General features: G+C 50.6%; 23 protein-coding genes and 1 riboswitch. Of the genes, 11 read left to right on the top strand and 12 right to left on the bottom strand.

All coding sequences use genetic code 11. From position 1 onward, the window contains the following. The first annotated feature begins 151 nt into the window (after positions 1-151). The 5 genes from AR333_RS03630 (at position 152) to AR333_RS03605 (ending at position 5,715) form a co-directional block, all read left to right on the top strand. Entirely contained in the window at positions 152-934 is a 783-nt protein-coding gene (locus AR333_RS03630; protein WP_068773956.1) for a TIGR01457 family HAD-type hydrolase, read from the top strand. A 252-nt stretch (positions 935-1,186) separates the two neighbouring features. Then, positions 1,187-2,089, top strand: coding sequence for a LysR family transcriptional regulator (locus tag AR333_RS03625; protein WP_068773955.1), 903 nt, complete (start codon positions 1,187-1,189; stop codon positions 2,087-2,089). A gap of 10 nt (positions 2,090-2,099) precedes the next feature. After that, on the top strand, positions 2,100-2,906 hold the full coding sequence (locus tag AR333_RS03620; protein WP_068773954.1) for a histidinol-phosphatase: 807 nt from the start codon (positions 2,100-2,102) through the stop codon (positions 2,904-2,906). Positions 2,907-3,517: 611 nt separating this feature from the next. After that, on the top strand, positions 3,518-4,492 hold the full coding sequence (locus AR333_RS03610) for a cation diffusion facilitator family transporter (protein WP_068773952.1): 975 nt from the start codon (positions 3,518-3,520) through the stop codon (positions 4,490-4,492). A gap of 227 nt (positions 4,493-4,719) precedes the next feature. After that, complete coding sequence (locus AR333_RS03605) at positions 4,720-5,715, top strand: zinc-dependent alcohol dehydrogenase family protein (protein WP_068775106.1); 996 nt, start codon at positions 4,720-4,722, stop codon at positions 5,713-5,715. Between the two features lie 297 nt (positions 5,716-6,012). Here AR333_RS03605 and AR333_RS03600 read toward each other — a convergent pair whose 3' ends face one another. The 4 genes from AR333_RS03600 to AR333_RS03585 all read right to left on the bottom strand — a co-directional run bounded on the left by AR333_RS03600 (position 6,013) and on the right by AR333_RS03585 (position 10,271). Continuing rightward, complete coding sequence (locus AR333_RS03600) at positions 6,013-6,900, bottom strand: DMT family transporter (protein ID WP_068773951.1); 888 nt, start codon at positions 6,898-6,900, stop codon at positions 6,013-6,015. A 153-nt stretch (positions 6,901-7,053) separates the two neighbouring features. Beyond that, the gene (gene sdhB / locus AR333_RS03595) at positions 7,054-7,818 is read right to left on the bottom strand and encodes a succinate dehydrogenase iron-sulfur subunit (RefSeq protein WP_068773950.1); all 765 of its coding nucleotides are present in this window, start codon (positions 7,816-7,818) and stop codon (positions 7,054-7,056) included. 2 nt (positions 7,819-7,820) lie between these two features. Then, complete coding sequence (gene sdhA, locus AR333_RS03590; RefSeq protein ID WP_068773949.1) at positions 7,821-9,599, bottom strand: succinate dehydrogenase flavoprotein subunit; 1,779 nt, start codon at positions 9,597-9,599, stop codon at positions 7,821-7,823. Between the two features lie 18 nt (positions 9,600-9,617). Next, a complete protein-coding gene (locus AR333_RS03585) occupies positions 9,618-10,271 on the bottom strand; it encodes a succinate dehydrogenase cytochrome b558 subunit (protein ID WP_068773948.1) in 654 nt (217 codons plus the stop codon). 290 nt (positions 10,272-10,561) lie between these two features. On the opposite strand from AR333_RS03585, the gene AR333_RS03580 reads away from it, so the two are divergent. After that, on the top strand, positions 10,562-11,458 hold the full coding sequence (locus AR333_RS03580) for a LysR family transcriptional regulator (protein ID WP_068773947.1): 897 nt from the start codon (positions 10,562-10,564) through the stop codon (positions 11,456-11,458). 176 nt (positions 11,459-11,634) lie between these two features. On the opposite strand, the gene AR333_RS03575 is transcribed toward AR333_RS03580, so the two are convergent. Further along, positions 11,635-12,300, bottom strand: coding sequence for a TrkA family potassium uptake protein (locus AR333_RS03575; protein ID WP_068773946.1), 666 nt, complete (start codon positions 12,298-12,300; stop codon positions 11,635-11,637). Positions 12,301-12,313: 13 nt separating this feature from the next. Beyond that, positions 12,314-13,657 (bottom strand): TrkH family potassium uptake protein, encoded by a 1,344-nt coding sequence (locus AR333_RS03570; RefSeq protein ID WP_068773945.1) that lies wholly within the window; start codon positions 13,655-13,657, stop codon positions 12,314-12,316. Between the two features lie 62 nt (positions 13,658-13,719). Continuing rightward, positions 13,720-13,867: riboswitch (cyclic di-AMP (ydaO/yuaA leader) on the bottom strand. Between the two features lie 181 nt (positions 13,868-14,048). Here AR333_RS03570 and AR333_RS03565 point away from each other — a divergent pair. Next, complete coding sequence (locus AR333_RS03565; RefSeq protein ID WP_068773944.1) at positions 14,049-15,698, top strand: CPBP family glutamic-type intramembrane protease; 1,650 nt, start codon at positions 14,049-14,051, stop codon at positions 15,696-15,698. Here AR333_RS03565 and uvrC read toward each other — a convergent pair. Together uvrC and trxA are read right to left on the bottom strand one after the other, a co-directional pair. Further along, positions 15,664-17,739, bottom strand: a complete 2,076-nt coding sequence (gene uvrC / locus AR333_RS03560) for an excinuclease ABC subunit UvrC (protein WP_172798821.1) — start codon at positions 17,737-17,739, stop codon at positions 15,664-15,666. The two genes, AR333_RS03565 and uvrC, sit on opposite strands and share 35 nt — an antisense overlap. Positions 17,740-17,881: 142 nt before the next feature. Next, entirely contained in the window at positions 17,882-18,196 is a 315-nt protein-coding gene (gene trxA, locus AR333_RS03555) for a thioredoxin (protein WP_068773942.1), read from the bottom strand. Between the two features lie 257 nt (positions 18,197-18,453). Here trxA and AR333_RS24500 point away from each other — a divergent pair, with 257 nt between their 5' ends. Both AR333_RS24500 and AR333_RS03550 read left to right on the top strand, forming a co-directional pair. After that, positions 18,454-18,591, top strand: coding sequence for a YqzM family protein (locus tag AR333_RS24500; RefSeq protein WP_156430820.1), 138 nt, complete (start codon positions 18,454-18,456; stop codon positions 18,589-18,591). A gap of 217 nt (positions 18,592-18,808) precedes the next feature. Continuing rightward, entirely contained in the window at positions 18,809-19,822 is a 1,014-nt protein-coding gene (locus AR333_RS03550) for a protoglobin domain-containing protein (protein WP_367583831.1), read from the top strand. A 192-nt stretch (positions 19,823-20,014) separates the two neighbouring features. On the opposite strand, the gene dnaI is transcribed toward AR333_RS03550, so the two are convergent. Next, positions 20,015-20,965, bottom strand: coding sequence for a primosomal protein DnaI (dnaI, locus tag AR333_RS03545; RefSeq protein WP_068773940.1), 951 nt, complete (start codon positions 20,963-20,965; stop codon positions 20,015-20,017). Between the two features lie 68 nt (positions 20,966-21,033). Next, a complete protein-coding gene (locus AR333_RS03540) occupies positions 21,034-22,551 on the bottom strand; it encodes a DnaD domain protein (protein WP_068773939.1) in 1,518 nt (505 codons plus the stop codon). A 332-nt stretch (positions 22,552-22,883) separates the two neighbouring features. Between AR333_RS03540 and AR333_RS03535 the strand changes: the two genes are divergently transcribed. After that, positions 22,884-23,108, top strand: a complete 225-nt coding sequence (locus AR333_RS03535; RefSeq protein ID WP_068775105.1) for a PspC domain-containing protein — start codon at positions 22,884-22,886, stop codon at positions 23,106-23,108. Positions 23,109-23,246: 138 nt separating this feature from the next. On the opposite strand, the gene AR333_RS03530 is transcribed toward AR333_RS03535, so the two are convergent. Then, positions 23,247-23,510 carry a YuiB family protein gene (locus tag AR333_RS03530; RefSeq protein ID WP_068773938.1) on the bottom strand — a complete coding sequence of 88 codons (264 nt, stop codon included), beginning with the start codon at positions 23,508-23,510 and terminating at the stop codon, positions 23,247-23,249. Between the two features lie 197 nt (positions 23,511-23,707). Between AR333_RS03530 and hemQ the strand changes: the two genes are divergently transcribed. Continuing rightward, complete coding sequence (hemQ, locus tag AR333_RS03525; RefSeq protein ID WP_068773937.1) at positions 23,708-24,454, top strand: hydrogen peroxide-dependent heme synthase; 747 nt, start codon at positions 23,708-23,710, stop codon at positions 24,452-24,454. A 188-nt stretch (positions 24,455-24,642) separates the two neighbouring features. On the opposite strand, the gene AR333_RS03520 is transcribed toward hemQ, so the two are convergent. Beyond that, the gene (locus AR333_RS03520; protein ID WP_068773936.1) at positions 24,643-24,921 is read right to left on the bottom strand and encodes a hypothetical protein; all 279 of its coding nucleotides are present in this window, start codon (positions 24,919-24,921) and stop codon (positions 24,643-24,645) included. Positions 24,922-24,971 lie beyond the last annotated feature (50 nt).

The raw sequence follows: 24,971 nt of genomic DNA, 5'->3' as shown, positions 1-24,971 counted from the left end.
CCTACGGTTTTCACAAAAGCACAACTAAGGTCCTATGAGCTTCTGTTACTCCGCCTAATAACAAGCAATGATAAGCGCAAATTAAACTTATCCCTTATGCTTGTAGGCCAAAAGTTCCTTTGATACGATAGATCATGAGGTGAACACGCACATGACTGCATTTTTGATTGATCTTGATGGAACACTTTACAAAGGCCGCCAGCGTATTGAGGGGGCCGACGCTTTTCTCAGCCTGTTGGATACGAAAGAGATTCCCTATCTGCTTGTTACCAATAACTCTACCCGTTCCCCGGTTCAAGTAGCCGGGCATTTGTCGGACATGGGAATCCGGGTGCATCCTGAGCGGATCTACACAACAGCCATGGCTTCCGTGAAGTATCTGCAGGAGCACGCTCGCAGCAGCCGGATCTACTGCATTGGCGAAGAGGGTTTGAAGTCAGCTCTGACCGACGCCGGGTTCGAGCTGACTGAGGAGCGGCCCGACTATGTCGTACAAGGGCTTGACCGGCACCTTACTTATGACAAGCTGGCGATTGCCGTCCAATCTATCCAGAGCGGAGCCCGTTATCTTCTGACAAATCCCGATCATCTTCTTCCAACAGACGACGGATTTATTCCAGGTGCCGGGTCCATCAGCGCCTTAATCTGCAAAGCTTCCGGAGCCGTACCGGTCGTGATTGGCAAGCCTTCACCGATCATTATGAACTTCGCTCTTGAAAAGCTTGGCACGCCGGCGCAAGAAACCTGGGTTGTCGGCGACAATGTCGTCACTGACATCGGCGGCGGAATAGCGGCCGGATGCCGGACAGCACTTGTCCTTACAGGTCTGGCAACCGCGGACAACGTGAAGGAGCAGATTAAGGCCTCCGGCAATGAACCCGAACATATCAGTCAAGACCTTCTCCAGCTGTGGGAACATATTGTTTCGCTATAAAAATTAAGCGGGCTCAAGCGAGCCCGCTGTTTAATATCCGTACCATCCTTGTGCACAAATCCCCTGACGTTTCCTCATTATGGAATCCATCCGGTGTTAAACTCCTGTAAAAGTCATCCTCCGACATGGTTTTAATGGAATTTACTAGCAGCCATTCATTGATCTCTGATTACGCATCCCTTATAATATAAGAAACTATCTTTATCCGGATTAAAGTTATGATAAATTTTACTTATGATCGGAGACTGCTTAATGAATCTCAACCAATTGGAGACACTACTGACGATTTCCAAGACGATGAGCTTCCGCAAGGCAGGTGAGCTGCTTAACTTGACGCAGCCAGCCGTATCCGCGCAGATCAGGAGCCTCGAAGAAGAATTCGGAACCATTCTGATCGACCGAAATCAGCCTGTTACGCTGACGGACAGCGGGAAGCTCTTTCTCGAACATGCCGAGAGAATTCTGCGGACCGTCGAAGACCTCAAGCAGCGTCTTGCCGATTTGAGCCAGACCCCCCAGGGGCACATTCATATCGGGACGACCACATCGATCGCGATGCAAATTCTGCCGCGGGTCCTGTTTTATTTTCAAGATCAATTCCCGCTCATTAAAACAACCATTCACTCTATGACCTCTTCTCAAATTATGACAAGTGTGGACAACGGCAGCGTCGATATCGGCATTTCTTATTTGTACGAGAAATACCCTTCCCTCGAAACATCCGTTCTTTATTACGACACCTTTGAGCTGATTGTAGCAAGCAGCCATCCTCTCAGCCGTTACTCTCACATCTCGATCGAGAAACTCCGTAACCTGCCTTTTATTATGTTGTCGCCTGAAACAGCAGGGCGGAGATTCGTGGATCAGGTGTTTAGGACATTCGATATCAATCCTCAAATCGTCATGGAACTGTCGAGTAGTGAGGAAGTCAAGCGAATGGTCGAACTTAATCTGGGTGCCGCTATTATTTCCAAACTCTCCGCCGTAAACGACCTTCACCATGGAACGCTCAAAATGGTAAAAGTCGATGAACTGGAGATGACGCACCCGGTCGGTGTTGTGTATAAGTCCGGGCGGTATCTGAATTCCGCCATGCACCAGTTTCTGCAAGATTTAAAAGGAATGCCTGAAACTCAATTTCTCGGTTCCGAATAGGAGGTTATTTATGAAATTTGATCTTCATACTCACAATGAACGATGCGGACACGCTACGGGCACAATCCGTCTTTATGTTGAAGCTGCCGCTCAGGCAGGGTTATCCGTCATCGGCATCTCCGATCATTCTCCTTACTTCTATAGCGAGCAGGATCAATTATTTCCAGGCATCGCGATGGCGCGCAGCGCTTTTGCCGGATATGTAGAGGAAGTGCTCCGCCTCAAACGTGAATATGAAGGCAAAATCGAAGTCCTTCTCGGGGTCGAGTCCGATTTTTTCCCGGAACATCTGGAGCTCTACCGTTCTTCCTTTGAACCTTATCCCTTTGATTACATCATCGGGTCCGTTCATCAATCCAGCGGCGTCAGCATTTTTAACAAGAACCGTTGGAAGGGACTGGATGAGGCCGCACATATTCTACATAAAGAAACGTATTATGATTTGATTCAGCAGTCTGCCAGAGCCGGGTTATTCCAGATCCTCGGACATATTGACGCGATGAAAGGGTTTTACCCCGCTTTTTCTGAGATTCCTACTCCCAAAGTCGATGAAACGTTAAAAGTTATCGGTGAAGAAGATCTCGCCATCGAAATCAATACGTCCGGAAAAACGAAAACAGTCGGCGGCTGGTACCCCTCGGATCTTATTCTCGAAAGAGCGCTCCACTACGGTGTAGCCGTTACTTTCGGTTCTGATGCCCATGTTCCCGAGCGTGTCGGGGATGAATTCGAGCTGGTCAGTAAGCGGCTGAAAGAAATCGGATACAAAGAGTGGTGCTATTTCCGCCAAAAAGAACGGATTAACGTTCCTCTCTAAAGCTGAAACCTGTAGATTGCACCAATAAACCGACCGGGATGAACCGGCCGGTTTATTGGCGTTGACGATTAAAGTACGACTGATAACGGCAGCTTTCAAATGGTTTATCCTGCTCAGAGAAGAAGGGGATGCTGTTAATATCCTGTACGATTTGTCCGCAGACTATGGAAATGATGCGTGTGGCGAGCGGCATTCCGAGGTTTTTGCAGCGCTATTTTAATGAGTTCCAGACAGCTGCACGCCCCCGCTCAATCAATGGTTCTGGATGCGGAGAGTTCTGCTGCTCTTGCTGGAGCAATTGCCAGTCTACGGAGCTTACTATGTTTCCAGACAAAAAAAGCAGGCTTACCAACGGGGTAAGCCTGAAACGTTGTATATTAAAAAGGGGGTCTTGCTTATTATAATACCTCCCTTATATTATGAGATCGTAACAGTAATGTTTCATTTATGTAACAAAAATGAAAGCGTTATACTAAATTTACTGTAAAGAGGCTTCTCCGGAACCAACTTCCCCATTGCGTGTTAGGGGCAGGTGACGTATAATTCCAACAAAACCGGTGTCGATAGCCGCGAGGAAATCGATTATCCCGTCAAGGAAAGCAGGTAACCCCATGTACGATTATCATCATCTTCACCATGTCAAAGAGCAGTCGACTTCCAAACGAACGCTTTGGATTACGCTTATGCTCACTTTGTTCTTCACCATCGTTGAAATAGTCGGCGGCATTATGTCCAATTCTCTCGCGCTGTTATCCGACTCTGCACATATGGTATCCGATGTCATTGCGCTCGGCCTGAGTATGACAGCTATTTATTTGGCTACACGGGAACCGAACCCGCAATATACCTTTGGCTACTTGCGGTTTGAGATCATCGCGTCGTTCCTGAACGGCCTTGCGCTTGCGATCATTGCGGTCGGAATCTTTATCGAAGGAATCCGCAGATTCTTAAACCCGGAACCGATCGACTTCAAGCTCATGCTGATCATCGCGTCAATCGGTTTCGTCGTGAATCTCGTGCTCACTCTCGTTCTGCATCACAGCGTCAAGGAAGAGGAAAATTTGAACGTCCAGAGTGCGCTGTGGCATTTTATCGGAGACCTTCTAAGCTCCGCGGGTGTCATTATCTCGGCCATCCTGATTTATTTCACGGGATTGCTCTGGTTCGATCCGCTTATCTCCATGGTCATTGGCGGTATTATTTTTATCGGAGGAAGCAAAATCATTAAAGAATCGTATCTGATTCTAATGGAATCCGTACCGCGCAAATTCAATCTGGAAGAAATCCGCAAAGATATCGGACTGGTTGAAGGCGTCGAGGATGTCCACGAAATGCATTTGTGGGCGATTTCTACGGATCACTATTCTCTGACTGCGCATGTATTTATCGATGATAATATTCAGCCGTTCTGCATTATCCTTGCTATTAATGAAACTTTAAAAGATAAGTACGGGATCTCGCACTCCACGATCCAAATGGAGCATGCGGGGATTCATCCCCATGGTGAATATGGCAGGGAATTTTTAAAGCATAAGGAAGAGCAGCTGCAGATGGAATCGGATAACAAGGCTCAGGGCCAAGAATAACGGATTCTGATCAATGGCAGATTGTCCATTTCCCCGGCCAGCAGACAGAGCTGCAAAAAGCAACCGTTTCTCGGGGTTTTCATCCGGGAACGGTTGTTTTTGGGATCTGTCAGATCACAAGCCGTATGTTCGTCCTTCACCTGTTTTTTACAAGAATACGGGGCTCCCTTATAATAAAAGCAGTTCAAGGAAGAGACTTCACTTCACGGAGGTGCTTATATATGAATATGAAAGCAGTCGTTATCGAATCGTTCGGTGCACCGGATATGTTTACCGTTCAAGAAGTCCCGAAGCCGGCCGTTAAGCCCGGCCATCTGTTGATCCGCGTGGCTGCCAGCGGAGTCAACCCTATTGACACGCGTATCCGGCAAGGCCTGATGCCCAGCGTGGCCCCCGATACGCCGGCAATCCTGCACGGCGATGTCGCAGGCATCGTCGAGGCCATCGGAGACGGCGTGACGCGCTTCTCCCCCGGCGACGAAGTCTACGGGCTCGCAGGCGGCTTCAAGGGCTTCGGCGGTGCCCTCGCCGAATATATGCTTGCGGACGCCGATCTCGTCGCCCACAAGCCCGCCTCGCTCTCCATGAGCGAGGCGGCGGCCCTGCCAGTCGTGGCGTTAACCGCCTGGCAGGGCCTCTTCGACCGCGCCCGGCTGCAGCCCGGGCAGCGGGTGCTGGTACACGCCGCGGCGGGCGGCGTCGGCCACATCGCGATCCAGCTCGCGAAATGGGGCGGCGCCGAAGTGTTCGCGACTGCATCCAGCGAAACGAAGCTCGCGATCGCTTCGAAGCTCGGCGCGGACGGAGTGATCAACTACCGGGCGGAAGCGGTAGAGGACTACGTCCGCAGATGCACCGGTGGCAGCGGCTTCGACGTCGTGTTCGATACGGTTGGCCGTGAGAACCTCGACCGCTCCTTCGCTGCCGCAGGGACAGGCGGCCATGTCGTCGCCATTGCCGCGCGTTCCACGCATGACCTAAGCCCTCTTCATGCGAAGGGATTGACGCTGCACGTCGTATTCACCGTGCTGCCCCTCCTTACCGGCGCCGGCCGCAACCATCATGGCGAGACACTCGCGCGCCTCGCCAAACTGGCCGACGAAGGACACCTGCGCCCGCTGCTCGATGAGCGCAGATTCACGTTCACCGGTGCGGCCGATGCACACCGCCTCCTCGAATCGGGCGAAGCAGTCGGCAAGGTCGTGCTCACAAACGATCTCTAAGGCTCTAAGGCTCTAAGATCAGTGGCAGCACGCTCGGGGCTGAATTCTTGTTCCAGAATAGAGCCCCTCCGCTGCTTCTATACCTGTTCTGCACTGCGTCTCCAGCAGATAGATGGTCACTTCTGCACGAAAATAACGGCCGAGCTACCAGCCGGTTTTTGTCCCCCGGATCTTCATAATTAAATAACGCAGCATCTATCCGCCTTCTTACATCTAACACTGCATCTAACACAAAACGCGTCAGTGTTATCCATGGATAACACTAACGCGTTTTATTTTTCTGCCAGAGAATAGCCTTTACTTTTCACTCCGCATGATTGAACCCGGCTTTCGCCTCAAATGCGGATATGCGATACCAAACAGGATCACAAGCACACCAGCCCACTGCAGCGGCGAGACGCCCTCATGAAGCAGCACCGCCGACATAATAACCGCAACAGGAAGCTCTGCAGCCCCGATAATAGCTCCCAGACCCGTGCCCAGTTTAGGTATGCCATAATTAAAGCATAGCGTCGGGAGCACAACGCCCAGAATCCCTACAAGCAGCGCATACTTCCATAATCCTTCCCCAAGAGCCCCGTTCCATAGAAAGCTTGGTGTATGATAAATGGATACAAGTATAAACCCGCCCAAATTCATGAGAAAAGTCCGATTGAGTGCAGGAACCTCTGTGCTGACTTTGCCGCTGAAATATATGAAGCCGGTATAGGTCACGGCAGACAGCAAACCAAGAGCAACCCCCATAACGGGCAAGTCCAAGGTCCCGACTCCGGCAATCCCCGAAGCCAGCCCCGTCCCTATGAGCAGCAGGACAATGGAGATCGCTTTCTCACGGCTGGGTCTCTTCCGGTTCAGAACCGCCTCAAGAATAACGCCCATCCAGGTAAACTGGAACAGCAGTACGATGGCAATAGAAGCAGGAACTGTCTGCAAGGAATTATAATAGAAGATCCCCGTGGAACCAGTCGTCAGACCGACGAGCAGCAGCGCAATCCATTGGCGGGGGCTCATCTTCTTCCGGGATATCAACAGCACCAGCGCCAAGGAGATAAGAGTACCGAATAAATTCTGCGCTCCGACAACTTCTCCCGGTTCGAAGCCGGCCTCATAAGCAAATTTCACAATCGTAGAGAGCATTCCGTAACTACAGGAGCCCAGAAATACAAGCAGAATCGCTTTCCACATTTTTTCTCCTCATTTCTCTATCTGGTTGCAGTCGGAGAAAATAACTTCCCGCCAAGTCTACCCGGTTAACAGTTTCAAAACAAAAGCACTCCCTCGTCTTAAACAGACGAGGAAGTGCCGTATTCTTTTCAAAGCGGTTAAGAACAGTCAGGCTTATCTGCCCAGCCATTTCTTAAACAGGTGTTTTGTCGTATCTTTATTCATTTCAGCAATGGAAGTAGTAAGCGGAATACCTTTTGGACAAGAGCGTACGCAGTTCTGTGAGTTACCACAGCCTTCGATACCGCCATCTTCCATCAGGGTATCCAGTCGGTCATCCTTGTTCATTTCACCGGTCGGGTGGGAGTTGAACAAGCGCACTTGGGAAATGGCTGCTGGACCGATAAAGCTTGTCTTGTCGTTGACGTTCGGACATACTTCCAGACATACGCCGCAAGTCATACATTTCGACAGCTCATAAGCCCACTGGCGTTTGGATTCCGCCATACGCGGCCCAGGACCCAGGTCATACGTACCGTCAATCGGAATCCATGCTTTCACTTTCTTCAAAGCATTGAACATCCGGGTACGGTCGATAACCAAGTCTCTTACAACCGGGAAAGTACGCATAGGTTCTACGCGAATTGGCTGCTCAAGCTTGTCGATCAGAGCAGAACACGCTTGGCGGGCTTTCCCGTTGATCACCATCGAGCAAGCGCCACACACTTCCTCGAGACAGTTGGATTCCCAGCATACAGGAGTTGTATCCTGCCCGTCAGATTTCTTCGGGTTCCGCTGAACTTCCATCAGAGCGCTAATCACGTTCATATTTGGACGGTAAGGAATTTCAAATTCCTCTTTATATGGCGCGGACTCGGGATTATCTTGGCGGGTGACGATAAACTTGACCGTTTTGCTAGCTGTTTGCACTTCGGCCATGATCAGTTCCCTCCCTCTTTCGCTTCTTTCTTTTTCTTCTTGTCCGTCGTGTAATCGCGTTTACGCGGCGGGATGAGCGATACGTCTACATCCTCATACTCGATAACCGGACCTTCAGGGGTCCACTTAGCTTTGGTTGTTTTCAGGAAGTTCTGGTCATCACGTTCAGGGAACTCCGGCTTATAGTGAGCACCGCGGCTCTCGTTACGGAGAAGAGCACCCAGCGTCATCGCCTCGGCCAGCTCAAGCATGTTCCACAGCTGTCTGGTGAAAGCTACGGTCGGGTTGTTCCAGCGGGCTTTGTCCATCATGCCGATGTTCATGTAACGTGCTTTAAGATCTTTGATCTTGGTAATCGTTTCTTCAAGCGTTTTATTGTAACGGACAACGGTCATGGTAGAGTTCATCAGGTCGCCCAGTTCTTTGTGAATCACATAAGGATTCTCCGTACCATTCATATTCAGCAGGCTCTCGTATTTCTCCTCGTGTCTTTTCTTCTCACGGTCAAAGATTGCGGATGACATATCTTCAACGTGCTGGTCAAGACCTTGGATATACTCGATTGCTTTAGGACCCGCCACCATACCGCCGTAAATAGCGGATACGAGGGAGTTCGCGCCCAGACGGTTTGCACCGTGAACGGTGTAATCGCACTCACCGGCAGCGAATAGTCCCGGTACGTTCGTCATCTGGTTGTAATCCACCCATAGACCGCCCATGGAATAGTGGACTGCAGGGAAGATTTGCATCGGAAGCTTGCGAGGATCGTCGCCTGTAAACTTCTCGTAAATTTCGATAATACCGCCCAATTTAACATCGAGCTCTTTGGGATCTTTGTGGGAAAGGTCCAGATATACTTTATTCTCACCGTCGATGCCGAGCTTCAAGTCATTACACACATGGAAAATTTCCCGCGTTGCGATATCACGCGGTACCAGGTTTCCGTATGCCGGATACTTCTCTTCAAGGAAGTACCAAGGCTTACCGTCTTTATACGTCCATACCCGGCCGCCTTCACCACGCGCAGACTCAGACATCAGGCGCAGCTTGTCGTCACCCGGGATCGCTGTCGGGTGAATCTGGATAAACTCACCGTTGGCATAATACACGCCCTGCTGGTAAACAGCACTCGCAGCGGTACCTGTGTTAATAACGGAGTTGGTTGTTTTGCCGAAGATAATACCAGGACCTCCGGTTGCCATAATAACCGCATCCGAAGAAAACGTCTGGATTTCCATGTTGCGCAGATCTTGAGCGGCGATACCACGGCACGTGCCATCTTCGTCAATGACTGCCCCTAGGAATTCCCAGTGCTCGAATTTCGTTACAAGGCCCGCTGTCTCGAAACGGCGTACCTGCTCGTCTAACGCGTAGAGCAGCTGCTGGCCTGTCGTAGCACCTGCAAATGCCGTACGGTGATACTTCGTGCCCCCGAAACGGCGGAAGTCAAGAAGTCCTTCCGGTGTCCGGTTGAACATAACGCCCATCCGGTCCATCAAGTGAATGATACCGGGAGCGGCATCACACATCGCTTTGACCGGAGGCTGGTTAGCCAGGAAGTCACCGCCGTAAACTGTATCATCAAAGTGCTCCCATGTAGAGTCACCTTCACCTTTTGTATTAACCGCTCCGTTAATACCGCCTTGCGCACATACGGAGTGGGAACGTTTAACAGGAACCAGGGAGAAAAGCTGAACGGGCACCCCAGCTTCCGCTGCCTTGATCGTTGCCATGAGTCCGGCCAGACCGCCGCCTACGACAATTACTTTTGAATTAGCCATTGCTGTTCATCCTCCCAATCAATTTTCGCTCAGTACAGGAAGCTCCTGGAACTGCGGATCCATAAACGCCACGAGCGAAGCAATAAACATTGCTGCCATTGCTACAAACAGTACCATCCAAATAATAGATGAAATACGCTGCGCACGAGGTCCTACCGTAATACCCCAGCTTACAAGGAACGACCACATGCCGTTTGTAAAGTGGAAGGACGCCGCCAGTACACCAATTACGTACACCGTAAGCAGAACGGGATTCGTTACGATGTCATGCATCGTTTGACCCAGGCGCTCATGCTCGACGTTGCCGATTGCCACTTGAAAACGGGTCTCGAAGAAATGCCAGGCTACGAACAGGAACGTAAGAACTCCGGTGATACGCTGCCACAAGAACATCTGATTACGGAAATATCCATATTGACTAACATTGTTGCGGGCTGTGAACGCTACGTACAGGCCGTAAACGGCATGGTACAGAAGCGGAATCCAAATGCCGAAGATCTCGAGTAAAAGTACGAGCGGCAAACTGTTCAGCCAGTTAATTTGGTCCACAAACGCTGCAGGTCCCTTAGTTGCTTCAAAGTTGGTCAGCAAATGCTCAATCAAGAAAAAACCAACCGGAATAACACCAAGCAAGGAATGCAATTTGCGGTTAAAATAAGAATTCTTGCCCATTGGTAATGCGTCCCCCCTCAAATAATTCGCCTAGACTTATTATGTCTCGACAATTCCAGACAAAACCAAATTCAATTGTACTCCCCTGTCCGGGGACCGTCAACCGCCAAAAAGGCGCTTCCATCGCATAATCCTGCTTTCTTTTAGCGACGAAGGCCTGAAATTTTTGTGAACAAGTGGTGACATATACATCGTACCTCTTTATCGCTTATAATGGAATTGCTGTTTTCTTATATTCATTATAATTATTTTGCATATAGAGATGAAATTCGACCTACGGAGGGTTAATTATGGAACATCTCGACGTCTTTGCGATTGTTGTCGAACAAGCCAGCCTCAATAAAGCGTCGCAAGTTCTGAACTTGTCTCAGCCCGCTTTGTCCCGCAAAATCATGAAACTGGAAGAGCAGCTCGGCATTAAGCTCTTCACCCGCAAAGGCAAGCGCCTTGACCTCACCCGTGCCGGAGAGATCACCTACGAATACGCCTTGGAGCAGCGTCAGGACGAGCGCCGCTTTCTTCAGACTCTGCATGAGCACAAGACAGCGGGGAGGCATATGAGCCTGACCATCGGAGCCAGCCTGACGACTCTGCAGACTACCCTGCCCGAACTCGTTACGATGTATTTGGCCGAATACCCTTATACCGACATGAAAGCTCTGACAGGCAAGACCCATGAAATCGTCATGATGGTCAAAGAAAAAAAAGTCGATATCGGACTCGTCGCTTCCTCAATCGACCAGCCCGGCCTGGCCTGCGAGCCGCTGTTCGATGACCATTTGTGCCTGGTCCTCCCCCAAGGGCATCCTTATTTGGAGCGGGAATCCTTGACGATTGCGGATTTGAACGGACTCTCTATGATTCTGTTCTCCAAAGGGACGTGGTACAGGGTCCTCACGGACGAACTGTTCCACCGTTATTTTATTTTTCCGGATGTCAAAATGGAGATCGATTCCTTCGAGGCGATCATGCGCCTTGTCGTCACCTGCCAGGCCGCTACCCTGCTGCCCAAATCCTATTTGCACGACAAGCATCAGGATCACAGCGGGTTATGTGTCCGCGAGCTTCCTGAACTTTTGCAGACACCCAGGACGACTTCGCTTATTTTCGTAAAAGAAACTCATCAGAATGACGCGGTCACTCATTTTATACAAAAGGCCAAGGGCCATTTCTCCGGAGAATCATAGAGCTGGGCCCGCCATTCAATTCTCATTGCATTGAGAATCCCTATATAGATGAAGGAAAAATTCACCGCCCCTGAAATAATAAGAAAATGAATCACGCATTAACACCAATCAGCTTGAACTTTCATCAGCATACCTGCCAAAAAGCCGTCTTCCCGTGTATCGGGAAAACGGCTTTTCTAACGGATGGCTTCGCTCTCGAAATCATCAATCTGGTCTTTGCGTCCGATAACGACCATCACATCGTTCTCTTGCAGAATATCGTCCGCGGTAGGAGCGATAATCATGTCTTCCGATTTATTAATCGCTACAATACTGCAGCCGTATCTGGCTCTGGGGTCAAGCTCTTTGAGCGTAAGCCCGGCAATCCGCTTCGATACGACGAGCTCCGCAATGGTGTAATTCTTCGAGAGCTCAATAAAATCGAGGAGATTCGGGGATACGAGCTGGTGAGCGACGCGGATGCCCATATCTCTTTCCGGGAAAATAATCCGGTCCACCCCGATTTTCTCCAGCACTTTGCCGTGCTGATCGGTCAGGGCTTTGGCTACAACCGTTTTGACCCCAAGTTCTTTGAGCAGGATCGCAGCCATGATGCTTGCCTGGATGTTGTCGCCGATTGCCACAATGGCACAATCGAAGTTACGGACGCCAAGCGAGCGGAGCACCTCTTCATCGGTAGCGTCCGCCACCACACTATGAGTGAGAATGTCACTCATCTCATCGACCTTCTCCTCGTCTCTGTCAATTCCGAGCACTTCATGGCCTAGTTCTGTTAATTCTTTGGACAAGCTGGAGCCGAATCGCCCGAGCCCGATAACTGCGTACTGAATAGATGATGCCATCTTCTTTTATCCCCTAACCTATCGTGATTTTACCTTCCGGATACCGATACAATTCTTTTTCTTTCTTTGGCTGTAGTGCATAGGCGAGCGTGAGCAAGCCAAGCCGGCCTGCGAACATCGTCAGCGCGATCATGACCTTCCCGAAAATCGTCAGCTGTGTCGTTAATCCCAGAGATAATCCCACCGTACCGAATGCGGAAACGACTTCAAACAAGATCATCAGAAAATCGTGATCCTCCGTCGTCGATAAGAGCATCGTAACGAGAATGACAAATAACAGGGCGAACATCGTCAAGGTAATAGCTTTGAGAATCCGGTCTTTACCGAGCCGGTTACGGAAAAACACAATATCCTCTTTGCCCCGGATCATCGCAATAATCGCTCCTACAAGTGTAGTAAACGTCGTTGTCTTGATACCGCCCCCCGTAGAACCCGGGGAAGCTCCGATAAACATGAGAACAATAATAAAAAATTGCGTCGCCTGACGCAGTGCAGGCAAATCCAGCGTATTCGCTCCCGCCGTGCGGGGCGTAACCGACTGGAACAGGGAGGCAAGCAGCTTTCCTCCGAATCCGAGAGATCCCAGCGTCTTCGCATTCGAGTATTCGAAGATAAAAATAACGAGAGTGCCCAGTGCGATTAAGATTCCCGTTGCGCTTAGCACAAGCTTGGAATGAAGCGAGAGTCTTTTCTTACTGGGGTATTCGATCAGATCCGAAATGACAATAAAACCGATACCGCCGAGTATAATAAGAGAAACAGAGACCATATTGATGACAAAATCATCGGCATAGGCGGTGAGAGAACTAAACTTGCCCGTGATCGGGCCGAACAAATCAAATCCCGCATTGTTAAAAAAGGAGATGGCATGCCAGATGCCGTAGTAAAGCCCTTGGGCGAAGCCCAGGTCCTGCGACCACCTCAGCGTAAATAACACAGCGGCGATTCCTTCGATGGTCATGGAATAAATCAACACCTTGCGGAACAGGCGGACAATGCCCTCTACACTCCCCTGGTTAAGCGCCTCCTGCAGCAGCAGCCTTTCTTTCAGTGAAATTTTCTTGCGCAGAATAAATGCAAACAGCGTGGCCATACTCATAAACCCTAACCCGCCTATCTGAATCAGTAAGATGATTACGATTTGCCCGAAGAGCGTAAAATGGGTCCCGGTATCAACGACGACGAGTCCGGTCACACAAGTGGCCGAGGTCGCTGTAAAAAACGCATCAATGAAGGACAGGGCCTGTCCGTTCACAGAGGATACAGGCAGCATGAGCAGCAGTGTGCCAATCAGGATAATACCCGCAAAACCAAGCACGAGAACTTGGGGCGGCTTGAATTTCACCTTTTTCAACAATACGGGTTCCTCCTAAAAATGTTAACGCAAAAAAGACACTGGAAACCCACTGCCTTTCGGTATGGTTCCTGCTCTTCGCCTGCGAGGTTAGCTGTCGGATTCGGATGTACAGGCACCCTATTCGCCCCGGCCTTTTCAGGCTTTGCGGCAAAATTCACCCCATGGATATGGTTCCCCCGCTTTCCTATGGAAATTCGGCGTATGAAGTTAATCGAGCTTGAGAATCATCAGAATTATATATCTGTTGTTCAACGAATACAATTCCCTTTTATCCTGGTTTTGGAGGGGGAAAAGGCCTGAATCTACTTACAGCTAGCTGGCAGACACCATTTGGCATCCTTGCATAAACTATGTTACGTTTAGAAAAACAAGAGATCGCGGAGGCTTGCCTATGAGAAAAACAAGAGTTGACAGGTCCCTGCTGCTGTTAGCCGGAATCGGTATCATTCTGTATATCGCCGCTTTATTGGCCTACAACCTCAGCTCAGATTCTTCTGAAACGGCCCCAACTGATGCAATGAAGAGAATAACCAAAGCCCAAGCGGCGGAATCCGCGGTACACTGGCTGCAGCAGCAGGAATTAACAGCGCCCGGAACCTCGTTAGATACCTTCGTCGTCTATCAGTCAGACAAAGACATGAGCGGGTACCTGGAGAAGGAGAAGCTTCAGCAGACCTACAAAGATACATACGGCAGCAAGCTGCCGCTGGATTTCTACCGCGTTGAAGTCGCGGAGAAATCACCCGGTAGCAAACGTTGGACGGTAGATATCCATCGTGAGACTAAGGCCGTACTCGGGTGGAAACAGCTTCAGGCGAGTACAGCGATGCAGCAGCCAGGCTCCCTCTCCGAGGCGCAGCGGGTCTCCTATGCACGCAGTGCCATATCCTCCCTCGGGTATGAGCCCGAGCAATTCCGCCAGCTTCCGGGGGAAGCGGGCTCTTCGGGCCAGCTGGTATTCAAGCGGACCCAAGACACGGTCGGCAAGGCTGCGATGGAGATCACCGTACAGCTGGAAGGCAGCCGTGTTATCTCACTCCAGCAAGGTTTTGACCTTCCCCAGTCGTATTCTTCCTGGCTTAATCAGCAGGATGATGCCGCTGCCTTCATGACCCGAATTTCCCTATGGGGAAACGGTCTTATGGCACTGGCCGCCCTAGCCTATACAATCGTAAGGCGCAGAACGGTTCAGTTTGGCCGGGGAGTGCTGCTAACGGCTGTTTTTATCGTGATTTACGTGATGAATAATATCAATTCCTACCCGGCATACAAAACAATGAGTCCGATGACGGCAGACGGTCAGGACACGATGGCGGCCTTGCTGCTCATGAACTTCGTAACGCTGCTGATGGGCGCAGCCGTCTACTTCTCCTTTGTTGCCGGAGAAGGCTTGTGGCGGCGTGCAGGGAGAAGCCTGTGGCCCCGCTGGAGCGAAGAAGACTTTGGCCCGCACGTCAAACGAAGCATGCTCCAGGGTTATCTTCTCTGCCTTTTCCTGCTGGGGCTTCAGCAGGTGCTCTTCCTGATATTCGAGAGAGGACTCGGGGTCTGGTCCATCAATGATCCGTCCACATCGCCCGAGAACCTGCTCCAGCCCGGTCTTCTGCCTCTTATGGCATGGGCGGCTGCCATCTCGGAAGAAGCGACATTCCGGCTGCTCGGAATCGCTCTCTTCCTGACGCTATTCCGCTTCCGGCTCCAATGGCTGGCGGTGCTGATTCCCAGCCTGATCTGGGCCGCCGGGCATACGGCCTATCCGATCTATCCGGTATACACCCGGCTGATTGAGGTAACCCTGCTCGGCGTGGTTTTCGGACTGGCCTTCCTGAGATACGGCCTGCTCACCGTAGTATTCGCCCATACCGCAATGAACAGCATTCTCATGGGGCTGACACTGCTGACGCTTGGCCCTGAGAGCGAGCCCCTGCTGGGCATCGCCTACATCTGGCTGCCCGCTTTAATCGGGTATGCCGCTTCCTGGCTGCACGGCAAAAAAAAGAAGCCGCCTAGTTCTGCGGCTCCCCCTCCACTTCTCCCCTGAGGGATTGAAGAATAACTTCGGCAAGCTTCTCGCCGATTCCAAGAGGCCTAAAGTCTTCGACTGCGGCCTCTTTTATTTTTTTAACCGAACCGAAATGCTTCAGGAGCAGCTTCCTGCGCTTCTCGCCGATTCCCGGAATGGCGTCCAGCTGAGAGACGACCATGGACTTCGCGCGGCTTTCCCTATGGAATGTAATGGCGTAGCGGTGGACCTCATCCTGAATCCGGTGGAGCAGATAGAACTCCTGGCTGTCGCGCGGAATCGGCACGACCTGGGGAGGATCGCCTGCCAGAAGCATCGCCGTCTTATGCTTGACGTCCTTGGAGAGGCCGCATACGGGCACGAACAAGCCCAGCTCGTTCTCCAAGACATCGACTGCGACGGATATCTGCCCCTTCCCCCCGTCGACGATGATCAGATCGGGAAGCGGAAGATTCTCCTTCAGCACCCGCTCATATCGGCGGCGTATCACTTCACGCATGGACTGGTAATCGTCCGGTCCCTTCACGGTCCTGATCTTGAACTTGCGGTATTCCTTGCGGTCAGGCTTACCGTCGGTGAAGACGACCATCCCCGCAACCGGGTCTGAGCCCTGGATGTTCGAGTTGTCGAACGCCTCAATCCGGCGCACCGGCCCGGTTCCCAGCCAGCTGCCGAGCTGCTCGACAGCCAGTACGGTCCGCTGGGCGTCACGCTCGATCAGCCGGAATTTTTCTTCCAGACCGACACGCGCATTGTCGGTCGCCATCTCGATCATCTGCTTCTTCAGTCCGCGCTGAGGGAAGTAGACCTTCACCTTCAGCCAGCTCTCCAGGGCGGCTTTGACGTCCTTCTGGTCGCTGTCGGAAGGCCCTGCCGCGGCGTGAAGATCGGCCTCTTCGGCAGCTGCATGGTCTGCAAGCTCCGCGAGGGCGGCTTCCCTGCGGCTTCTTCCGCCGGCGTCTGCAAAGCTGCGTCCAGATGCTCCTGCCGCAGGCGAGATGCCTTGCCCCGCACCCTCAGCGGCTTCCGGCAGCGCGGCGGCATCCGAAGGATCCGCAGGTTGTACGGCTGCCGATTCCACCGGCAGGGCGGTGTCTGCAGCGGCTTGCGAACGCCCCGGCAGGAAGATCTCCCTGGGCAGCGCCGGGTTCTCGCTGTACACTTGCATGACGTACGACACGAAGTCGTCGTATTCGTCCCCGTAGAAAGGGAACATCGTCACATGCCGTTCGATCAGCTTCCCCTGCCTCATGTACAGAATCTGTACGCACATCCAGCCCTTATCCACGGCATAGCCGAAAATATCCCGGTCGACCACGTCGGTCGTCGTGATTTTCTGCTTCTCCATCACCGCATCGATGTTAATCAGAAGATCGCGCAGTTCCTTGGCGCGCTCGAAGTTCAGTTCTTCAGCCGCGGCATGCATTTTGGAGGAAAGCTCCTTCTTGACCTGGTCATGTCCTCCACTCAGGAAACGGACGATTCCCTGCACCATCTCTTCGTTCTGCTCCCTCGTTATATCATGCACACAAGGAGCGAGGCACTGCCCCAAATGATAGTAAAGACAGACCCGGTCCGGAATCGTCTTGCACTTGCGGAGCGGATACAGACGGTCCAGGAGTTTCTTCGTTTCCTGCGCCGCAAAAGCATTCGGATAAGGTCCGAAATATTTTCCTTTGTCCTTAATGATTTTGCGTGTAACTTCCAGACGCGGCTGCTCTTCATTAGTGATTTTGATATAAGGAAACGACTTGTCGTCTTTGAGCAGCACATTATAGCGGGGATAGTACTGCTTGATCAAGTTGCACTCCAGAATAAGCGCCTCGATATTGCTGGACGTTACGATATATTCGAAATCGCGTATTTCCGATACGAGCCTCTGCGTTTTACCGTCATGGCTGCCGGTGAAATAAGAACGTACGCGGTTTTTAAGTACTTTGGCTTTCCCAACATAAATGATTTTACCTTCGGCATTCTTCATGAGATAGCATCCGGGTTTATCCGGCAGCAGTGCGAGTTTATTGCGGATGAGCTCCTCGCTTTCCTCACGGGTCCTCATGTGGAGAGGTTCCTCTCCCCGTTCTTCCGTCACAGCCTCTCCCTCCCTTACTTAACAGCTTCCCTGCCTGCTAACGACAAAAAAAGCTCTTTTCCAGCATAGCAGAAAAAGAGCTTTTTCTCATTCATTATCCCATCAAATCTTATTGATGGCGGGAAAGTACATTCTTGAGCGCGTCTTTGGACTGGAAGCCCACGACTTTATCAACCGGTTGACCATTCTTGAATACGATCAGAGTCGGGATGCTCATCACGCCAAAGCGGGAAGCGGATTCCGGATTGTCATCCACGTTCACTTTTGCAATTTTGAGGCTAGTCTGTTCTTTGGACAGCTCTTCAAGCACAGGTGCTATCATCTTACAAGGTCCGCACCATGGTGCCCAGAAATCAACAAGAACCGTTCCTTCTGCTTCTACTTCACCTTTAAAGGATTGGTCCGTTACGTTTACGATCGCCATGATTTCTTCCTCCTTAATAATCTAAAAGTTCATCGAAATCCTCAGCGGATCCGGATATGTCAACATGTAAAGTATACCACAATACGAGTCTTTTTCAAACGAAGTCACCCCCCAGTAAAAAATGGCAGTCCACTTCTATGTTACAAGTTTGTCACGGATTCCACTTTAGGATGCTTTACAAGTTTCTTGAAAAATGGGTATACTGGATCATAAGCCTAAATCTGCACTTTTAAGCAGATAAGCAAGGAGGAACATGCGTGAGCGATCCTAGAATTCATGTAAATGAAGAGCCCCGCAACGATTTTATGGATGTCGCCCTTGGTTTTGGTGGATTCTTCATCGTTCTGATGGGTATCTTCACCATTGGAGTTGTTATCAAATTGCTGGTGGGCTGATACAGAGTCCGGAAGGAAACCTGCGCTGCTATGCGGACAGGTTTTTTTCTTGCGTTTTGCACGCTATCGCGCTCCTATATTGAACATCAACTCACAATGGTAAGCATCATTTTGGACCTAAGCTCCCTTTAAGAAGGATTTTCCAACAGAAATGTAGAAGAATAGTTCGGGGGCAACATGTCCCATAACAGAAATTAGCAAACTCGAAGAAAATGGGGTGCCCTTCTTGATTCAATTGTCTGACAAAAGATCGCAGCAGGTTCGTTTTACCGGGATCACCGAGAAAGACTTGCAGCTGCTGAAGTCACATGAAATGGCTTTCAAAGAAATTGTGGATGTCATGGTCGAGGAACTTTACGATCAGTTGGTTAAAGAGCCCGCCTTAAAACAAATTATTGAGCGCCACAGCACACTGGACCGTCTGAAGAAAACGCAAACCGACTATTTTCTTTCGATGACAGCCGGTGTGATTAACGAACGATACATTGAAGATCGTCTGATTGTCGGAAGGGTCCATTCGCGGATCGGTCTCACTACAGACTGGTATCTCGGCACTTATATGTTGTATCTGGATCTGTCTCTGGTTCATTTCCGCCGGATTATGCCGGATGGTCCTTGGATGGAGATCGTACATGCTTTGACCAAGATGTTCAATCTTGATTCCCAGCTCGTCCTCGAAGCATATGAGAAAGACGAGAAGGCTCAAGTGCAGAAGCTCGCGGATGATCAGGCCTTGATGCTGACCGGTATCAATAAAGCCGTACAGGACCTCGCCTCTATGATGGTCGAACTAAGCAGCAGCAGCCAGATGGTAGCGGAGACAGCTATCTCCACCGCCGAATCCCAGGACAAATCCCATCAACTGCTTCAGCAGTTGAATGAAGAAGTAACTCATATTGAAGGCATGGGATCCCTGATGAAGGAAATTTCGGATCAGACCCATCTGCTCGGCCTCAATGCGGCGATCGAAGCTGCACACTCCGGTGAATACGGACGCGGATTCGAGGTTGTCGCCAACGAAGTGCGTAAGCTGGCATCGCGTTCGCGGGAATCTCTGGAGCTTATCCAAGACAAGCTCGAAGCCATTAACGCGATTCTGGATAAAGTTCACTCCGAGTCGGAGCAGACGACTAACTATGCGCGTACGCAAGCGGCAAGCTCCCAAGAGCTGACTTCCTTTGCCCAAATGGTGGAGCGGGTCACCCATGAACTTGAGCAGCTTAAGAAGTAATTCTTCTACAAATACAAATGACTAAACCGGACGCATGCCGGATACATACAGTCTGCCCGCCGAAGGATCCGGTGCGGGCGGACTGTTTTAATTTAATTCCGCTGCCCGGTTACGACACGGCAAAAACCGCCAAGGACGCCCTTGACGGTTCTGCTTATTGTTCCGGATTCCTCCAGCTAAACTGCCGCTCGCTCAGGCTCCCCGCTTGTTCTTCCCGTCTATAACCAGCACCTCTACATAGGGACGAATCCGGTCCATAATACGCTGGCCTTTGAATTCCTCATCGCCGTCCTTATTCGTAAAGCTGAAATGCTTCTCAAGGGCATTAAGATCATAATTTGACGTGAAAAAAGTCGGTTTGCGGTTCATGCGGTAATTAAGGATCGCTCCGATTACATGGTCACGCAGCCACGGATTTAAATTCTCCGCACCGATATCATCAAACACAAGAAGATCGGTCTCCTTAAGCAGTTCAATCGTTTCTCTCAGCTTCTGAGGGTCTCCGAACATTCCCTTCAGATCCTCCGCAAAGTCCGGCATATACACGATAGCGCCGGTAAATCCTTTCTTTGCCAGCTGATAGAGCATGTAGCACATAAGGAACGTCTTCCCCGTTCCAAAGGAGCCTTGAAGATACAAGCCCTTCTTAAGCGGACCCTCCTCCGCTGTACGGATCACATAATCGTTCAATTGATCCACCGCTTTGGCCCGCTGCAAGTCCGTCCGCAGGATATCCGCATAGGTATGCTCGCGGCTCAAAGCCTGCTCATCGATATGAAAAGTCCGGATCCGGCTGCGGATCGCATCCTGCGTCTGCTTGGCGATAAACTTCCGGCAGGCTGTTTTTTCCTCATGGATATACGTCTGCTCGCCTGTTTCTTCGACATTCAGTACCGTATAATGGCCCGTCATATCGTTGGGACAGTTCTCAAGACCGGGGCAGTTTGCACAGTGATTATACTCTCTCACATACTGATACAGCCGGTTCATATTCACCTTTAAGGTACGGTCATCGAGTGCCGGATGCTGTTCCCGGAGCTTGAGGATCATCGGGTCCTCCAGCACAAGCTTGGCCTGCTGCTCCGCTCTTTTCATCCAGTCGGTTTTGGGCATCTGCTTCAGCATATCAGACAACGACTCCAACACGGTTCCTCCTCCCGCCATAGGCATACTTGCTAATATGAATGAGAACCATCATCAGTTCTGCGTAATTAAGAATTGAACATTTCATCCAGCCGTTTGGCCTTACTGAGCATCTCTTCGAGCTCTTCATCCGTCACGCGCGTGGTCTGTCCGCTGTTCTGGACAATTGGAATCTGAGGCTTCTGCGTCTTGCTTGCAGGTGTACGTGTCCGGCTCCTGCCGCTGTAAGTTCCCGCTCCCGAAGCTTTCGCTGCCGCAGCTTTGGCCGCTGCCTGCTCGCGGAATTTGATCCGCTGACGCACATAGTCGACGGCCTCTTCGAAGGTAGCTATATGTTTGCCCAGCATATCCGAGGCTACCGCTTCAATGGACGACTTGGCCCAGGATCGTTTGTCTATATGAATGTAATGAATAAGGACGTTAATGACTTCCTCTTTCAATTTATAATTGAGATCGATTTTCTCGAAAATATCCAGGACGCCGTTCGGAACGGGTCCTTGCGTAAAAAAGCTTTGCAGAACACGCGTGTAAGGCTCGTTCTTGAGAAGCGTATTATACTGGTGTTCATTATTAGATGCCTGCAGGAACGCAGGCACTTCCAGATAATACTGCATCTCAACCTCCCGTGAAGCCGCTTCAGCAGCTTCCGGCGAAGAATCGGCCGAATTCGCTTCGGCTCGTTGAAGAAACCGCTCGCGTTCTTCCTCTCTCTTCTTGCCTTGACGGAAATACAAATTCGCCTTGTATTGGAGAGAATCAATCTGAAGCTCGCCATCCTCATCGAACATACCGTCTTCATCCAACAGCCGGCATGTTTCCTGAAGCGTAAGACTGTATTTCCTTGCGACCATATTAATGGAGATCATTATCTCCGGCTTATACTTCAGATTCTCTACGTGAATCCGGTTATAAGATCCCCGGGGGAACCGGGTAATCAGATCGGCATACTCGTATCCTTTGGTCGTTACGTCCATAGGCTGGCCTGTCTGCTTGCCGGCCGAAGCTTCGTAGAGCGCCTGTTCCAGCTCGTAATCGATCACATGCGTGTTCAGGCTGAACAGCTCATAAAAAGGAACGGACAGATTCTCGCTGTCGGCACCGGTTAATTCTTCAGGCTCCGGTGTAGTCAAATCATCCCGCAGCGAAAGCAGCATGAATTTGCCTATTTTGTCACGAAGCAGCAGGGTCAGATGTTGATTGCGGAAAAATTCATTGGGCGACAGAGGACAAAACAGCGTGTATTCGTAGATGTAATCTTCTTCTTCCGGAACATAAATCCGCGAAGTCTGCAGCAGTCCTACCGCTTCAAGCCTGGACGTCTGCTCGATAAAGAGCTTGCGGCTGCGTTCACCGGGGTCCAGTTCCATGGATAAGAAAAGCTTGCGCTGCTGCTCCAGCCCCGCATAGCCCGCTTTGTCGGCGGACAGCTGCTGGAAGAGCGTATGGTATAAACTGATGGCGCAGCCCCCGATCATCGGCTGATAGATCGAAGACAGCATCTTATAATCAAGACTGCTGAGCGCAAAATCCCGGTAAACGCAGAACCGGTGGTTTTCCGTAAAATGCAGTAAATTGGTCAAACGCATAGCATCAAACTCCATCCGTACCTAAAAAAGGTCTGGGCTTCATTTTACCACAATTATCGACAAGGAAGGGAATGAAAAAATATCCCTTTCGTTTTCAATCCGCTCATAAATTCCCTGTGAATCGCAATCCTGCCTTCTCCAGGCAGCATGCTTCCCCGTCTTTATAAGGTGACGCCTCCCCGACCAAAGTCTAAGAAACAAACCGTCTCAAGGCCGTTTTGACCGGCTCCAATCTTCTATACAATAAAGACATGAAAGAAAGAAACGGCAAAGAGCTGACGAAGAAGAACATGATTGAAGAAAACACGAACTCATTCAAGGGAGAGATTAAGATGAATAAATTATTTCGTTCCAGAACAGACAAAAAATTGACCGGATTATGCGGAGGAATCGCGAATTACCTGGGTGTGGATTCCACCGTTGTGAGGCTGATCGCCGTGGTCTGTGCGTTATTCAGCTTCGGAGCCTTCACTGCGATCTACCTCATTGCGAGCTTCCTGGTTCCAAAAGAGCCGGTTAACGCTTACGATTACCCGAATTCTTACCACTCTTACTAAGTCTCGCAAGTATAATCTCGAATGAAAAAAGCCCGCGGGGTGCTCCCCCAAGGGCTTCTTGCCGTCCATTTATTAATCGTTCCCGCCATCCTGCTCCGGATGCCCAGCAGGCAGGATGGTTTTTGTAGTGTGAGGCAGCTAGAACATTTTGAAGCCTTTAATGCGCAGGGTACGGATGGTTGTCCCGCTGACAACTGCACCTGCGAGACCGCCGATAACCGGAACGATATCCACGTAGGTAACGGCAGACATTTTGTCGCTGTAATAGAAAGCCAGTCCGATCATAAGCGCTATGAACGCATAGCTCGGAAACCAGGTCGTTTTCATCAGCATATTTAGAATAAACCCGAGTCCAAAAAACAGCACGAACATCAGGACAATGACGATAACAAACTGGATCAAACTCGTCCACTCCTTTTCTATCCACATTCTTACTCTCTATTGTAGACAAATTCCCCTGTCCGGTAAAGTGTCTACATCTTGAACAATCGCCTGGTGACACGGTTTGTTCATTTGCCTTTTGCATAGCGAGTCGATACAATGAGAGGGATATGGCAGTACGTGAATTCCTGTATAGAAAAGGAGTGTTTTCATTTCCTATGAGTGAAGCCATCGAAACATTAGAAGGCTGGTACGCCTTACATGATTTCCGCCGCATAGATTGGAATGCATGGAAAGAAGCATCCCAAGATGAGCGTAAGCGGGCAGAGGACGAGCTGCACGATTTTATCGGGGAGTGGCAGTCAATTGAGAATAATAAGCAAGGAAGCACTGCGATGTACAGCATCGTCGGTCAGAAAGCCGATATCCTGTTTATGCAGCTTCGTGAAACTTTGGAAGAACTGAATGATCTCGAAACGGCATTCAACAAATCGACGCTTGCCAAATTTACGATCCCGGTCTACTCGTATGTATCGGTCGTTGAACTGAGCAGCTATATGGCCAAGCCGGGCTCCGATCCGATGGAAAATCCGGAAGTTGTTGCCCGCCTCAAACCGACGCTGCCCAAGGCGAAGCATATCTGCTTCTATCCGATGAACAAGCGGCGTGACGGCAGCGACAACTGGTACATGCTGGACCTGGATTCCCGCAAAGCTATGATGCGCAGCCACGGAATGATTGGACGCAGCTATGCGGGCAAGGTCAAACAGATCATCACCGGTTCTGTCGGTTTCGATCTGTGGGAGTGGGGCGTCACTCTGTTTGCAGACGACGCACTGCAGTTCAAGAAGCTCGTTTACGAGATGCGTTTTGACGAAGTCAGCGCACGCTTCGGCGAATTCGGCGATTTCTATGTCGGCAACCTGCTCGACAACGACCGCCTGGCGCGCCTGCTGCACGTTTAATACACAACAAGCCCAAAGGACCCCGGTTCCAGGAACCGGGGTCTTTTGCTGTGTACAGATCATTAAACTACGCCTTGCCTCCGCAAGCCCTGCGTATTAACCAAATCCGACGGTTCTCCCAAAGGCAATGAGAACAACACGGCAATCTTCTTCCTGCCGTTCGCGACAGAATATACCACCGACCGTTTCTAGTCTTCCTCTTCCTCATCCTGGATGCGCTTCATTTCGGCTTCCATCTCCGCTTTCCGGCGCAGATATTCTTCCGTATCCCGGTCACGCTGCCGGCTTCTCTCCTTGAGCCGCTCGATAGCAGGGAGAATCAGCACATCTATTTCCTTTTGCACGACGGCTACCAGATCATACCGCTTCTGCTCTTCCAGATAATGCCCGACTTCTATAAGCGCGTTATAACGCTCCAGCTCGCTGCGCGTCAGTCTACCGCGCACTTGAACGCTGCAATGCCTCATGTAAAATACCCCCGTTTCCTGTAATGAATACAAAAGGCCGGCACCGGCTC

Source organism: Paenibacillus sp. FJAT-26967 (genome assembly GCF_001541095.1).
Lineage (GTDB): Bacteria > Bacillota > Bacilli > Paenibacillales > NBRC-103111 > Paenibacillus_F.
This window is presented reverse-complemented; position numbering and strand designations above follow the sequence as displayed.

What these genes read in the sequence shown, in the direction of transcription:
- AR333_RS03585 (WP_068773948.1), bottom strand. Translation starts at nt 10,271, where the DNA reads ATGGGCAAGAATTCTTATTTTAACCGCAAATTGCATTCCTTGCTTGGT.
- hemQ (WP_068773937.1), top strand. Translation starts at nt 23,708, where the DNA reads ATGAGTGAAGCCATCGAAACATTAGAAGGCTGGTACGCCTTACATGAT.
- AR333_RS03565 (WP_068773944.1), top strand. Translation starts at nt 14,049, where the DNA reads ATGAGAAAAACAAGAGTTGACAGGTCCCTGCTGCTGTTAGCCGGAATC.
- AR333_RS03535 (WP_068775105.1), top strand. Translation starts at nt 22,884, where the DNA reads ATGAATAAATTATTTCGTTCCAGAACAGACAAAAAATTGACCGGATTA.
- AR333_RS03605 (WP_068775106.1), top strand. Translation starts at nt 4,720, where the DNA reads ATGAAAGCAGTCGTTATCGAATCGTTCGGTGCACCGGATATGTTTACC.
- AR333_RS03630 (WP_068773956.1), top strand. Translation starts at nt 152, where the DNA reads ATGACTGCATTTTTGATTGATCTTGATGGAACACTTTACAAAGGCCGC.
- AR333_RS03575 (WP_068773946.1), bottom strand. Translation starts at nt 12,300, where the DNA reads ATGGCATCATCTATTCAGTACGCAGTTATCGGGCTCGGGCGATTCGGC.
- AR333_RS03580 (WP_068773947.1), top strand. Translation starts at nt 10,562, where the DNA reads ATGGAACATCTCGACGTCTTTGCGATTGTTGTCGAACAAGCCAGCCTC.
- uvrC (WP_172798821.1), bottom strand. Translation starts at nt 17,739, where the DNA reads ATGAGGACCCGTGAGGAAAGCGAGGAGCTCATCCGCAATAAACTCGCA.
- AR333_RS03620 (WP_068773954.1), top strand. Translation starts at nt 2,100, where the DNA reads ATGAAATTTGATCTTCATACTCACAATGAACGATGCGGACACGCTACG.
- AR333_RS03610 (WP_068773952.1), top strand. Translation starts at nt 3,518, where the DNA reads ATGTACGATTATCATCATCTTCACCATGTCAAAGAGCAGTCGACTTCC.
- sdhA (WP_068773949.1), bottom strand. Translation starts at nt 9,599, where the DNA reads ATGGCTAATTCAAAAGTAATTGTCGTAGGCGGCGGTCTGGCCGGACTC.
- AR333_RS03625 (WP_068773955.1), top strand. Translation starts at nt 1,187, where the DNA reads ATGAATCTCAACCAATTGGAGACACTACTGACGATTTCCAAGACGATG.
- AR333_RS03540 (WP_068773939.1), bottom strand. Translation starts at nt 22,551, where the DNA reads ATGCGTTTGACCAATTTACTGCATTTTACGGAAAACCACCGGTTCTGC.
- trxA (WP_068773942.1), bottom strand. Translation starts at nt 18,196, where the DNA reads ATGGCGATCGTAAACGTAACGGACCAATCCTTTAAAGGTGAAGTAGAA.
- AR333_RS03600 (WP_068773951.1), bottom strand. Translation starts at nt 6,900, where the DNA reads ATGTGGAAAGCGATTCTGCTTGTATTTCTGGGCTCCTGTAGTTACGGA.
- AR333_RS03520 (WP_068773936.1), bottom strand. Translation starts at nt 24,921, where the DNA reads ATGAGGCATTGCAGCGTTCAAGTGCGCGGTAGACTGACGCGCAGCGAG.
- sdhB (WP_068773950.1), bottom strand. Translation starts at nt 7,818, where the DNA reads ATGGCCGAAGTGCAAACAGCTAGCAAAACGGTCAAGTTTATCGTCACC.